This window comes from Maribacter sp. 1_MG-2023 (genome assembly GCF_030547005.1).
GTDB lineage: Bacteria > Bacteroidota > Bacteroidia > Flavobacteriales > Flavobacteriaceae > Maribacter.
Map to the genome: position 1 here is coordinate 1 of NZ_JAUOPN010000007.1, position 12976 is coordinate 12976.

The window sequence follows — 12976 nt, forward strand, 5'->3', positions numbered from 1 at the left end:
AAAAAAGGACAGCCAATTGGCTGTCCTTTTTTCTTTTACGATTAGGTGTGTTTTAAAACTCCAAATCATAAACAGTATCATCTACCATTTTATCGCTCATCAAACTATTTTCTTTAGAGCTGCTTATAATATTTATAGGGTATTTAACAGTGAAATCGCGTTTACCTGTAGCGCCGGTTATCAATTCTATTGCTTTTGCTAGTAATGGCTCATTTTCTTCACCTAAAATACCAAGGTTGCTATAATCTTCTTTCAACTCGTAATCTGGCTGTAGACCGCTTGTAAAGTCGAAAAAACCATCGGCATTTTCGTTTCTACCTATTAAGGGTTGAATAGCCCATTGATTATCTGGATTAATATTGTTTACCCTTGATGGAGTATATAAATAAGAATTATCGCGATCATCAACTAGCGTTGTGGAGAATTCATTTTTTCCTCTAGTAACATCACCAATTTGAATTACATCCATATAAGGTTCTAGGCTATTAATCAATAATTCACTTGCAGAGGCAGAACTAGAAGAAGTCAAAACATATAATTTAGTCAATCCTAAAGTATTGATATTTTTTCCATTAACCTTATCTGCAAAATTAATTTCTAATTGGCTGTCATTAAATTGCTCTTGAAGTTTATCGTTATAACGCTTTCTTAAAAATAAATCAGACGTATTAGTACCATAAATCATACTGGCCAATAAACGCGTTGTGTTTACAGATCCACCAGGGTTGTAACGTAAATCCATTACAAGATTGGTAATTCCTGCAGATTTCAAATCTTCAACCGCTGAATACAAATCATCATCGTATTCATTTGTAAACTGGTTATACATGATGTATCCAATATTTTCACCTGCAATTGTAAAGGACTTAGCTATAAATACCGGATTTTCAGCAAGACCTTCTTGTTTGGTAAGCGGAACTTCAACATCATTCGGTGTTATATTACCATTGTCAAAATCTGCCATATTCAAGATGTAGGTATCGTTCTCACCAAAAAGCAAATCTATATAGTTAGATGTGGTTAATGTTTGCCCATTAACACCGGTAAAAAGATTACCACGTTGAATTTCTACTGTTGACGCATTTGAGTTAGGCACAATATAACGAACGAATCCAAAAATATCTTCGCTGTCTTGAAAACGTACGAGTCCGAATTCCAACCCGTTGCTTTTTGAAATACCAGCAAGCGAATTTGTAAGCTCTCTATAATCTTCATTATAAAAACTAAAACGATCTTCGATGTACTGTAATTTATTTTCAAAAAATACAGCAGGATCATCTTCAGAGTCAAGAAACGCAGTATATTCAGCTCTACCTTCTTCGGTGCTTTCAAAACGGTCGTCTGCTAAATCATCTACATTTGCCTGCCAGAAATACCAAAAGTTCATGGCTTTCCACATAAAGTCTTGGACTTCGACATCTGCAGAGCCATCTGGATCAACCGTATTCGGTAAAGATAAATCATCATCTTTAGAACACGAGAATGCAACTGCAGCAACTAATAATACTAATATCTTCTTCATAAATAGGGAAACTGAAATGTTTTAGATTTATTTCTTTTCAGCAACAGGAATTTTAGAAACAGGAATACTATTGTTTAATAACAGTACTGTATTTCTAGGATTATAAAGCTTAGAACTAGAAACCACGTTTGCAGGCATAAGCACGTCAAAATTTCTTTTGCCGCTGACACCTGTAATTTCTTGAATAGCTCTAGCGAATAAAGGTTCGTTAGCATTACCAAGTACACCTAGGTTGGTAACATCTTCAGAAAGTTCAATATCAGGCACTAAACCATCTACATAATCAGTAAATCCTGCGCTATTTTCAACTTGACTAATAATAGGCTGTAATCCCCATTGTACATTTGGGTTGATATTTTCAATTCTCTCAGCATCATAAACATTACCGCCTTCTGGATCATCGACAAATAAAACCGAGCCTTGATTTTTACCAACAGTAGTACCACCGATATGAACAACGTTCATATAAGGTGCCAAACCGACCATTACTAACTCACTAGCAGAAGCAGAACTTTCTGTAGCAATGATATAAACAGTGCTAAGGTTTAAGGTGTTTAATGGTGCATCAGAATTTCCGTCAAAAGCTCCAGTTGTGCTAACAAAATAATTTTCTGTAGAACTACCGAACTCTGCTTGTAATTTTGTGTTATAAACAGTTTTGTAAAGTAAGTCTGATGTATTTGTACCTTTTATTAAACTGGAAAGAACAGCAGCTGTAGAACCTCTTCCGCCTGGGTTATATCTTAAATCTAATACCAAGTCATTAACGCCTTGTGCAATAAAATCAGCAAATATGGCATTCAGAGCATCTTCAGAACCAGAAACAAATTGATTATACATTAAATATCCAATTTTTTTATCACCAGAAGAAATCACATTACTTACGTGAATAGGGTCTTCAACCAAGCCTTCAGCTTTGGTCAATGTAACTTTTCTGTCGCTAGCACTAATACCGCCCTCTACAATTTCGGCCATATTTAAGGCATAGGTGTCATTATCGCCAAAGAGTAAACTAATATAATTATCTACGGTTAAGGTTTGTCCATCAACACCAATAAACAGGTCGCCTCTTTTTATATCTTGACCAGATGCATTAGAATTTTTAACAACATATTCCACAAAGCCAAATAAATCGTCAGTACCTGTAATACGACCTAGACCAAATTGTAGACCGTTACTTTTAGAAACACCAGCAGAACTATTTACAAGTTGGGTATAATCTTCATTGTAAAAAGTGAATCGGTCTTCAGAGAATAATAATTTATTTTCTAAAAAGTCTATAGGCTCAGAGTTTTCAGTTAAATATTCTTCATAGGCAGTTTGTGTATCAAAACGATCATCTGCTAAATCTGGGACATCACCTTGCCAGAAATAATAAAGATTAAGTGTTTGCCAAAAAAAGTTTTGGACTTCAATATCTACTATGACAGGTACTTCTTCTTCGGGTGTTTCAACTACTTCTTCTTCAATAACAGTATCATCATCATTATTACAAGAGGTAATAACAAATCCTAAACATAGGAGGGACAAGAAAAATTTTTTCATAGCTTCTTTTAAATTATAATGTATACTAATGAATGTTCTAATATTAGAACATTCATTAGTATACCAAAAATAAACATTTAAGTAAGTACGTATATAATTAGTATAAGGATGTTAAATTTACTTACAAGTCAATTAAATAAAAATTAATTGTAACAAAAATCGTTGTACATCGTCTTCTTTTTGTAAACCGATAAGAAAGTTTACGAACAGCCAAACCAAAATGAAGCAAGCGGAGTTTTTAAATACTGTATTACCATTTAAGGATAAGTTGTTCCGTATGGCCAAAAGATTGTTGGTGTCTACAGAAGAAGCTGAAGACGCAACGCAAGAGATATTAATTAAGTTGTGGTCCAAGAAGAATAAAATGGATAGCTATAACAATGTAGAAGCTTTTGCTATGACAATGACCAAAAACTTTTGTTTGGATAGATTAAAATCTAAGCAGGCCGGTAATTTGAAATTGGTACATACTAATTATACAGATGCTAGTACTTCGTTACAAAACGAATTAGAGGCAAAAGATAGTATTAGTTGGGTAGAACGTATAATGGAAGAATTACCAGAGCAGCAAAAAATGGTATTACAATTGCGAGATGTAGAACAATACGAATATGAAGAAATAGAGAAATTACTGGATATGAAACCCACAGCCATACGTGTTGCTTTGTCCAGAGCACGAAAAACCGTAAGGAAAAAATTAATGGAAAAGCATAATTATGGAATTGCATAATATAGAAAAATTAATAGAAAAGTATTTTGAAGCGACCACTACGGTTGCCGAAGAAGAAAAGCTGAGAAAGTATTTTTCAGAAGATGAAGTTGCCCCTCATTTAGAGCAGCATGCACCTTTGTTCAATTACTTTACAAAAGCAAAAGAAGAACGCTTTACAAAGCAGGTACCATTAAAACCTAGAAGAAATTATTTGAAATGGGTATCCGTTGCTGCGATAGCAGTCTTTATGGTCGGGCTTTATTTTTATCAGCCTACACCACCTCCCGTTACTTTAGCAGATGAGTATACACCAGAGGAAATAGAATCTGCAAAAGAGGCTTTGGCCTTATTAGCAATGAATTTTAATAAAGGTACAGAGCAATTGTATTATTTAGAGGAATTTGAGAAAACAACAAATAAATTTTTAACGAAAAATAATTAAAATGAAAAAGATACTTGTATTAACGCTTTTGGTGTTAGCCCCCGTAATAATCAACGCTCAAGATATTTTTGAGAAGTATGAAGATAACGATAAGGTAACCTTTGTTGCCATGCAGCCTAAAATGTTTCAAATGCTGGGTAAAATGAGCGTAAGTTCAGATGATCCCGAAGCAAAAGAGTTTTTTGAGTTGGTTAATTCTATTACCAGTTTTAAGGTTATTACCACAGAAGATGCAGCAATTTCTAAAGATGTAGATAGCTGGGTAACAAACAGACTTAACAGCTCTTCTTTTGAAGAACTAATGAGGGTGCGTGATGGTAGCTCTAATGTGAAATTTTACGTAAAAGAGGGTAAAGATAGCGACCATGTAAAAGAACTATTAATGTTTGTAACCGGTATGAAAGATATGGATATAGACATCAATGGTAAAAAGTTAGAAACTGTTCTTTTGTCTTTGACTGGAGATATTAACTTACGATCAGTTTCGAAATTGACTGATAAAATGGATTTACCAGGTGGTGATCAATTAGGCAAAGCAGCTAAGAAGGGAAACTAAACAGTATTTAAAAGTGTTGACCCTTTAGTTTCAGCACTTTTTCGAAAATAATTATTCATCAATCGCCAAAACCTAAATAGGGTAGCGGCACTAAAAACAACAATCATGAAAAAAGTAGCAGTAGTATTTTTAATGGCAATTTTACCCGTATTGGGTTTTTCACAATCTGTATTTGATAAATATGAAAATATGGATAATGTAGGGTCTGTAATTGTAAACAAAGGAATGATCGACCTCGTTTCTAAATTAGGCGGCATGAGCGACGACGCAGAGGCGAAGGAATTTATGGATATAGCAAGCGGATTAAGAAATGTAAAGGTGTTCATGACAGAAGATGCTTCGGTTTCTATAGATATGGCTTCAACCGTAAAGAAATATCTTAAGTCTTCGAAGTTAGAAGAGTTAATGCGCGTAAAAGATCAAGACGTAAATGTTAAGTTTTATGTGAAAGACGGTAAAAAGAAAAATCACGTATCAGAATTATTAATGTTCGTTAGTGGTTTGGAAAATGTAGAAGTTGGGCATAATGGTCGAAAACTAGAAACGGTTTTGGTTAGCCTTACCGGTGATTTAGACTTAAATAAAATAGGTACATTAACTAATAAAATGGATTTGCCTAAAGATTTAAATAAAGCATCGGGTAAATAACATATTTTAAAAAAGGTCTTCCATTTAACAGGGGACCTTTTTTTGTAATTTAAAAAGAATAGTATGAAAAAAGTATATTTAATGGTGATGTTGGTACTAGGTTTTACCATTTCATCATGCTCGTCAGAACAGAGTTTACAAGAGTATTATATTTCTAGTGCAGAGAACCCCAATTTTATGTCTTTAGATTTGCCTTCTAGTCTTTTAGATTTAGAAAAGGCAAATTTGAGTGACTCTGAGATTGAAGCTGCCTCATCACTTAAAAAGTTGAATGTATTAGCATTTCAGAAGAAGGCTGATAACGAAGCCGATTATCAGGCTCAAAAAGCAATGATTAAGTCGATTTTAAAAGACGATGATTATAGTGAGCTCATGAAGATAAATACTGCAATGGGTAATGCGACCTTACAGTTAAAAGGTGATGATGATTCCATAGATGAGTTAATAATTTATGGAGATAATGATGAAAAAGGGCTTATTCTTGTTCGAGTATTAGGTGATGATATGAACCCAGCTAGTTTTGTTCAATTAATTCAAGCTATGGAAAAATCTGATTTTAATGGAGAGGGTCTCGAAAAACTTGGAGATTTAATAAAAGGTTAAGTTTATGATTTAATTATTTTAAAAACAGCCCGTTACGTAATTGTAACGGGTTTTTTATTTGTTCTAATTTTGGTTAACTTCTATTTTTATTGTGACCAATCAAGAAAATTGGTGTCATAATAAGTGAGAATATATACAAACAACCTAAAGAAACATTTAAAAATGGAAAACGCACAAGTATGGATTGACAAAGGAATTGGAATGGCAATGGAATATGGACCAAAGGTTCTGATGGCCATTTTAATATATATAATCGGTTCTTGGGTTATAAAAAAGTTGATCGGTGTCACTAGAAAAGGGATGACCAAACAACAATATGATGAATCGCTTCAGAAATTTTTATTGAGCTTAGTAAAATGGGCGCTTACAATATTTCTGATTATTACGGTTATTTCAACCTTAGGTGTTGAGACTACAAGTTTTGCAGCAGTAATTGCAGCAGCTGGTTTAGCAATTGGTCTTGCTTTGCAAGGTTCTCTTTCTAATTTCGCTGGTGGTGTATTGCTAATAATTTTCAAGCCTTATAAAATTGGAGATTTAATAGAAGCACAAGGTGTATTAGGTAATGTAAAAGAAATTGAGATTTTTACAACTAAGTTGGTGACACCAGAAAATAAGTTAGCAATTGTTCCTAATGGTGCAATGGCAAACGGTAACATAGTAAATTATACTGCAGAAGGTAAAATAAGAGTTGACACAACTGTAGGTGTAGCTTATGATTCTGATTTACAAAAAACAAAAGATGTGTTATTGGCAATGTTAAAGGCAAATCCTCTAGTGTTACAAGATCCAGCTCCTTCAGTAAATGTATCTGAATTGGCAGATAGTTCTGTAAATCTTGCAGTGCGTCCTTTCTGTAAGCCAGAAGATTTTTGGGATGTTTACTTTGCAACAATTGAAGGTACTAAGAAAGCATTAGATACTGCAGGTATTGAAATTCCTTACCCGCACGAAGTTCAAATCAATAAATAATATTTAGTCTAGTTAGTTAGTTAGTTAGTTAGTAAAAGCCCGTTGAACTTGCTCAACGGGCTTTTTTAATTTTACTCGTTAATCGAAGTTTTAATACTCTGAGGCTTTCTTCGAAGTATTTTACTCTTTTGCAATTTGTAGATTGTTTTTCCCAAAGTCCAATGTTCTAATTGGAAACGGAATATTGATATCGCGATCATCAAAGTGTTTCTTGATGATTTTAATGGCTTTATGTCGTGCGGCATTTTACTGTTTCACATTAACACAGGCTGCCCAAAAACGAACCATAAAGTTGATAGAGCTATCGCCAAACTCTGTAAAAAAGAACTCCACATCTTCGTCATCATTCTGTTTAAAATTATCAGCTATAACTTTAACTGTTAAGTCTTCCACCATCTGTAAGTCACTTTCATAACCCACACCACAGTTTACAAAAATTCTATTTCTTTTGTTCATGGAGTAATTAGTAAAAGATCCATCTATAAATTTAGAATTAGGTATAACCACTACATTATTATCTGGCTATTTAAGAATGATGTTTCGTAGACTTATCTCGGTAACAAAACCTGACACGCCATCTGCATTAATAAAATCATTGATTTTAAGCTGTGGCATAAAAGAAAGTATAAGACCGCCAAAGGTATTGCTAAGTGTTCCTTGTAATGCCAAACCTACTGCCAAACCAACAACACCTGCACCTGCCAATATACTTGTTAATACCTTGTCAAGGTCTAAAACACCTAGGGCTATAAAAAAGCCAATTAAAATAATAACCACAAATACTACTTTGGCGATTATTTCTTGAATAGAGACTTGTGATATTTTTCTAAGAATGGTTCGTTTAAGTAATTTACGTATTCCTCTTGCTAGAAAGTAAAATAAGAACATTACCAAAACTGCCATGGCTAAATTTGGTAATTTCAAGATGATTGATTCTAGCCAACCGCCTAATTTATCCCATAAATTACTTACTGATTTTTCAACTGAGAAATTTGCTTGCATACAATTTTAGTTTTGTGTTTACCCGAAATATATATGTTGTGAGCCACAATCTAAAATGCAAATCGCCCTAAACGGGCGATATGAAGTATATGAACTAAAGAAAAGTTTTAATGCATTAAAACAGTCCTAAATACCTGTATAATTACTAGGTGAAATTTGTTTCAGTTCTTTTTTAATTTCGTCAGATACTTCTAAGGTATCTATGAAGTTTGCAATAGAATCTTTGTTGATTTTCTCGTTGGTACGTGTAAGTCCTTTTAACGCTTCGTAAGGGTTAGGATAGCTTTCACGTCTTAATATAGTTTGAATAGCTTCTGCAACAACAGCCCAGTTATTCTCTAAATCTTGCTCAAACTTCACTTTGTTTAAAAGCAGTTTGTTCAATCCTTTTAATGTGGATTGAAAAGCGATAATTGTATGTGCAAAAGGAACACCAACATTTCTAAGAACTGTACTGTCGGTTAAATCTCTTTGCAGTCTAGAAACTGGGAGCTTAGCCGACAAGTGCTCAAAAATGGCATTTGCAATACCAAGGTTGCCTTCAGAGTTTTCAAAATCTATAGGGTTAACTTTATGTGGCATAGCTGATGAGCCAACTTCGCCAGCTTTTATTTTTTGTTTGAAATAATCCATAGACACATATGTCCAGAAATCGCGGTCTAGGTCTAAAATAATAGTGTTGATTCGCTTAAGACCATCAAACAAAGCAGCCAAATGATCGTAATGTTCTATTTGAGTAGTAGGGAATGAATGTTGAAGTCCTAATTTCTCTTGCACGAATTCTTGACCAAAAGCTCTCCAATCTATCGAAGGGTAAGCCACTAAATGAGCATTGAAATTTCCGGTAGCTCCACCAAATTTTGCAGCACTTGGTATATCGTTCAATAAATTAAATTGCTCTTTTAAACGAACAACGAAAACCATAATTTCTTTTCCTAGGCGAGTAGGTGAAGCAGGTTGACCGTGTGTTCTTGCTAACATAGGTATATCTGACCATTCTAAAGTTAATACATCTAACTTTTCAAGTAACTCAAAATATTGAGGTACATATACCTCGTTCATTGCCTCTTTAATTGAAAGTGGAATGGCAGTATTGTTGATATCTTGAGAAGTTAATCCGAAATGGATAAACTCTTTGTATTGCGATAAATTTAAAGCATCGAAAGCTTTTTTAATAAAGTACTCAACCGCCTTAACATCATGATTGGTAGTTCTCTCTATCTCTTTAATTTCTTCAGCATTTTCAGTAGAAAAGTCAAGATAAATATTTCTAAGGGTATCAAATTTTGATGTATCAAAAGAAGAAAGTTGCGGCAAAGGAATTTCACAAAGTGCAATAAAGTACTCAATTTCTACTCTAACTCTATATTTAATTAGTGCTTCTTCAGAGAAGTAAGCAGATAAAGATTTGGTTTTAGAGCTATAACGACCGTCAATTGGTGAAATGGCATTTAGTGCATTAAGAGACATAATGAATGGTTAAATTAATAAGGGGCAAATATACCTAATCGTATCAAAGTTTAAAACCATTAGTACTTTAAGTTATGGTCAAATACAATGATTTAATGAACATTTATAGAAGGTTCTTAAATGCGCTGCTTTTTTTCTAGAACTTTTAAGGTCATTCTTGCTCTTGCCTTATATGCAGCACTGCCGCTCTCGTAGTTTTGTTTTAGTATTTGTTGCAATTCTGGATGGATCCACTTTATTCTTCTTCCTATGAGTAGAAGTGTGGTCATGGAATATGCTTTTGGAGCAACTTTATAATTACCAATTAGCCAATCAAAAGCAGCTTCAGTTATAAAATTTAAATGATTTGTGGTTAAATTTTGTTTTGGTTTTTCTGGCTTTTTTGAAAATTCGTTTATCACTAATAGCTGACAAATTTTTGAAGCCGGACGAACAGAAGATTCTAATGAAATATGTGTTAACGATTCGGTAAATACATCAATATGTATTAAAATATAATGCAAATTTACTTTGGCAATACTTTCTAAAACCCAGCCAGCCTTGCATGATATGGGATCTTTATCTTCTTTAATTATTTCAATAAGAATAGGAATTAAATGAAGATTACCTTCAATTTTAGATGCCATTTTAGTGCGATTTTCTCTTGAAGCACTTACATAATTCAATGCTTCATAAAGTTCTTCCTTAGTCATAAAATTGTATCTTTAATTTTCATTTCCCCCAAATATGAAATTACTAAAAAAAATTAGCCTAGGTGTCTTTGTTGTGTTTGTAGCCATGCAGTTTTTCAGTCCTACAAAAAATATAACTGCCGGCAAGCATACAGAAGCTTTTATAAAGCAGACGAACCCTTCGCCTGAACTTAAAAGTCTATTTGAAACTTCTTGTTATGATTGTCATAGCAACAATACAGAGTACCCGTGGTATAATAATATTGCCCCGATTTCATTTTTGCTGGCAGATCACGTTAAGGAAGGTAAAGAACATTTAAATTTTTCTGAATGGGAAAATTATTCTTTAGATAAAAAAGATCATTTGCTAGAAGAGATAGAAGAAGAAGTGGTTAATGGCAATATGCCATTAACTCAATACACCTTATTTCATAAAGACACAGAGCTTACAGCCAATGAAGTTAATAAATTGGTAGAGTGGGTAAGGCAGACTCGAATTATTTATCAATTAGGGAAGCAACCAAAGTAGGAGTTCCGGTTACTGCAGTTTTGGGAATAATAGTCAATTTATTTTTTTGAGAATTTGTTATAGTAGGCTTTGGGTCGATAAAATATATTGGCGTAGATAAATGTACAAAATCGATTAAGCTTGCAGCCGGGTATACTTGCATAGATGTACCAATTATAATTAAATAATCGGCTTCTTCGGTAATAGCTATGGCTTCTTCTAATAATGGTACAGCCTCTCCGAACCAAACAATGTGAGGTCTCATTTGATATCCATTTTTGCAGGTATCACCTAATAAAATATCTTGCTTACAATTAAATATTTCATTTGTAGAATTAGTACTTCTTGATTTTAGTAATTCGCCATGAAGATGTAGAACTTGAGCACTACCGGCACGTTCATGTAAATCATCTACATTTTGCGTGATAATATTAACGTTGAAGTATTTTTCTAGATCAACCAATGCCTGGTGTGCAGCATTGGGTTCAACGGTTAGCAATTGCCTTCTTCTTTGATTGTAAAACTCCAACACCAATTCGGGATTGTTTTGAAATCCTTCAGGTGTTGCAACCTCCATAACATCATGTCCTTCCCATAGGCCATCAGCATCTCTAAACGTTTTTAATCCGCTTTCAGCAGAAATTCCGGCACCTGTTAACACAACAATGTTTTTCATGAGCTTTTGATAATATGTATAAAAATATACTTTTCTTATCTTGGGGGCATGATTGATTTGAAGCTTTTAGGGTATTTAGAAGAATTTATTTCAGAAAATAGAAAACAGCGTTTTGTTGATATTTTAGCTGAACGAACAAATTACTTGACCGTTGCGGTAGAAGATGTATTTCAAATGCACAATACCAGTGCAGTTGTAAGAAGCTGCGAATCATTCGGTGTACAGACTGCTCATTTGATAGAAGATAGAAATGGTCAACATTTAGATGAAGAAATTGCCATGGGAGCACAGAAATGGGTAGATATTAAACGGTATCAAAATTCAAAACAAGTAATTGATTCGTTGCGAGAAAAAGGATATAAAATTGTAGCTACTAGTCCGCATGCAGATAGTTCATTATTACAAGATTTTAAGTTAGATGGTAAAACAGCATTGTTTTTTGGCACAGAGAAAAGTGGGTTAAGCGATTATGTGCTAGAAAATGCGGATGCCTATTTAAAAATACCGATGGTAGGTTTTACTGAGAGTCTTAATATTTCTGTTTCTGCTGCTATCATTCTACAACATTTAACATCGCAATTAAAAGCTTCAGATGCTGAATGGAGACTAACAGAAGAAGAAATGTTGGAAAGACGGCTAGATTGGACAAAAAAGTCTATTAAGAGTATTGACGACATTTTAGAAAGATATAAGTCTGATAATTAATTTTTGTTTAACTTGTTCATCAACAACTAATTAACTAAAAGATGTATACCGTATTAATAATTCTAGGAGTAATTGTGGTATTGATTATTTTACTGGCATTAATAGCTCCCAAAAGTTATCAAGTTTCTAGAAGTATAGAATTAGAACATCCACCGGAACAAGTATGGAGTCATTTAAAGTTTTTAAAGAAACAGCAAGAATGGTCGCCATGGGCTAAAAAAGACCCAAATATGAAGCTTAGTTTTACTGGAGTTGATGGCGAGGTAGGTGCTACTAGCCACTGGAACGGTAATAAGGATGTAGGTGAAGGGGAACAAGAGATAACGAGAATTGTAGAAGGTGTGCGTATTGAACAAGATTTACGGTTTTTAAAGCCCTATAAGTCTCAATCGGATTGTTATATGACTCTTGAAGAACATGAAGTAAATAAAAGTAAAGTTACATGGGGTTTTACCGGAAAGAATAAGTTCCCAATGAGTATAATGATGTTGTTCATGTCAATGGATAAAATGGTAGGGAAGGATTTTGAAGCGGGACTGGAGAATCTGAAAACTAATTTAAATAAATAGTTATGATAGCATGGTTTGAAATTCCAGTAGCAAGTATGGAGCGAGCACAAAAGTTCTATGAATCTATATTAGATGTTACTATTACAGTTAATAATTTCGGAGAATTTGTAATGGGCCTATTTCCAGATAAACAAGTTATTGGTCAGGCAAATGGCGCCTTGGTTCGGCATGAGCAATACAAGCCTAGTGTGGACGATGGGGTACTGGTGTACTTGGTATGTGATGATGCTGCGGTAGTTTTGGGTAAGGTTGAAAAAGCCGGCGGACAAGTATTGCAGCCCAAAACCGAAATTGGTGACGGACACGGATTTATGGGGCTTTTAAAAGATACCGAAGGAAATAGAATTGCAGTGCATTCTAATGCCTGATATAAAT

General features: G+C 33.9%; 17 protein-coding genes. 10 read left to right on the forward strand and 7 right to left on the reverse strand.

Going from position 1 to position 12976, the window contains the following annotated elements; all coding sequences use genetic code 11:
• Positions 1 to 52: 52 nt before the first annotated feature.
• Both Q4500_RS09395 and Q4500_RS09400 read right to left on the reverse strand, forming a co-directional pair.
• On the reverse strand, positions 53 to 1522 hold the full coding sequence (locus tag Q4500_RS09395) for a S41 family peptidase (RefSeq protein WP_303599429.1): 1470 nt from the start codon (positions 1520 to 1522) through the stop codon (positions 53 to 55).
• A gap of 27 nt (positions 1523 to 1549) precedes the next feature.
• Positions 1550 to 3067: a S41 family peptidase gene (locus tag Q4500_RS09400; protein ID WP_303599430.1), complete on the reverse strand. Its 1518-nt coding sequence runs from the start codon at positions 3065 to 3067 to the stop codon at positions 1550 to 1552.
• Positions 3068 to 3287: 220 nt separating this feature from the next.
• Between Q4500_RS09400 and Q4500_RS09405 the strand changes: the two genes are divergently transcribed.
• From Q4500_RS09405 to Q4500_RS09430, 6 genes are all read left to right on the forward strand, one after another.
• A complete protein-coding gene (locus Q4500_RS09405; RefSeq protein WP_303599431.1) occupies positions 3288 to 3797 on the forward strand; it encodes an RNA polymerase sigma factor in 510 nt (169 codons plus the stop codon).
• Positions 3784 to 4221 (forward strand): hypothetical protein, encoded by a 438-nt coding sequence (locus Q4500_RS09410; protein WP_303599432.1) that lies wholly within the window; start codon positions 3784 to 3786, stop codon positions 4219 to 4221. The genes Q4500_RS09405 and Q4500_RS09410 overlap by 14 nt, the downstream gene beginning before the upstream one ends.
• Before the next feature lies 1 nt (position 4222).
• Positions 4223 to 4777 carry a DUF4252 domain-containing protein gene (locus tag Q4500_RS09415; protein ID WP_299799997.1) on the forward strand — a complete coding sequence of 185 codons (555 nt, stop codon included), beginning with the start codon at positions 4223 to 4225 and terminating at the stop codon, positions 4775 to 4777.
• A 105-nt stretch (positions 4778 to 4882) separates the two neighbouring features.
• On the forward strand, positions 4883 to 5425 hold the full coding sequence (locus tag Q4500_RS09420) for a DUF4252 domain-containing protein (protein ID WP_303599433.1): 543 nt from the start codon (positions 4883 to 4885) through the stop codon (positions 5423 to 5425).
• A 63-nt stretch (positions 5426 to 5488) separates the two neighbouring features.
• Positions 5489 to 6028 (forward strand): DUF4252 domain-containing protein, encoded by a 540-nt coding sequence (locus Q4500_RS09425; RefSeq protein ID WP_303599434.1) that lies wholly within the window; start codon positions 5489 to 5491, stop codon positions 6026 to 6028.
• A gap of 162 nt (positions 6029 to 6190) precedes the next feature.
• On the forward strand, positions 6191 to 7000 hold the full coding sequence (locus Q4500_RS09430; RefSeq protein WP_303599435.1) for a mechanosensitive ion channel family protein: 810 nt from the start codon (positions 6191 to 6193) through the stop codon (positions 6998 to 7000).
• Positions 7001 to 7246: 246 nt separating this feature from the next.
• Here the strand turns inward: Q4500_RS09430 and Q4500_RS18670 are convergent, their stop codons facing one another.
• From Q4500_RS18670 to Q4500_RS09445, 4 genes are all read right to left on the reverse strand, one after another.
• Positions 7247 to 7456 carry a hypothetical protein gene (locus tag Q4500_RS18670; protein WP_368389744.1) on the reverse strand — a complete coding sequence of 70 codons (210 nt, stop codon included), beginning with the start codon at positions 7454 to 7456 and terminating at the stop codon, positions 7247 to 7249.
• Between the two features lie 66 nt (positions 7457 to 7522).
• Positions 7523 to 8002, reverse strand: coding sequence for a mechanosensitive ion channel family protein (locus Q4500_RS18675; RefSeq protein WP_368389745.1), 480 nt, complete (start codon positions 8000 to 8002; stop codon positions 7523 to 7525).
• Between the two features lie 126 nt (positions 8003 to 8128).
• Positions 8129 to 9472 (reverse strand): adenylosuccinate lyase, encoded by a 1344-nt coding sequence (purB, locus tag Q4500_RS09440; protein ID WP_303599436.1) that lies wholly within the window; start codon positions 9470 to 9472, stop codon positions 8129 to 8131.
• A gap of 116 nt (positions 9473 to 9588) precedes the next feature.
• Positions 9589 to 10164, reverse strand: a complete 576-nt coding sequence (locus Q4500_RS09445; protein ID WP_303599437.1) for an adenylosuccinate lyase — start codon at positions 10162 to 10164, stop codon at positions 9589 to 9591.
• Between the two features lie 34 nt (positions 10165 to 10198).
• Between Q4500_RS09445 and Q4500_RS09450 the strand changes: the two genes are divergently transcribed.
• A complete protein-coding gene (locus tag Q4500_RS09450) occupies positions 10199 to 10672 on the forward strand; it encodes a heme-binding domain-containing protein (protein ID WP_303599438.1) in 474 nt (157 codons plus the stop codon).
• Here the strand turns inward: Q4500_RS09450 and Q4500_RS09455 are convergent.
• The gene (locus Q4500_RS09455) at positions 10641 to 11327 is read right to left on the reverse strand and encodes an NAD-dependent deacylase (protein ID WP_303599439.1); all 687 of its coding nucleotides are present in this window, start codon (positions 11325 to 11327) and stop codon (positions 10641 to 10643) included. The genes Q4500_RS09450 and Q4500_RS09455 overlap by 32 nt on opposite strands.
• A 48-nt stretch (positions 11328 to 11375) precedes the next feature.
• Between Q4500_RS09455 and Q4500_RS09460 the strand changes: the two genes are divergently transcribed.
• Genes Q4500_RS09460 through Q4500_RS09470 form a run of 3 tightly spaced genes read left to right on the forward strand, consistent with a single transcriptional unit; the run spans position 11376 to position 12969 of the window.
• Positions 11376 to 12032, forward strand: coding sequence for an RNA methyltransferase (locus Q4500_RS09460; protein ID WP_303599440.1), 657 nt, complete (start codon positions 11376 to 11378; stop codon positions 12030 to 12032).
• Positions 12033 to 12073: 41 nt separating this feature from the next.
• Entirely contained in the window at positions 12074 to 12601 is a 528-nt protein-coding gene (locus Q4500_RS09465; RefSeq protein ID WP_303599441.1) for an SRPBCC family protein, read from the forward strand.
• A gap of 2 nt (positions 12602 to 12603) precedes the next feature.
• Positions 12604 to 12969, forward strand: a complete 366-nt coding sequence (locus Q4500_RS09470; RefSeq protein WP_303599442.1) for a VOC family protein — start codon at positions 12604 to 12606, stop codon at positions 12967 to 12969.
• The last annotated feature ends 7 nt before the right edge of the window (positions 12970 to 12976 follow it).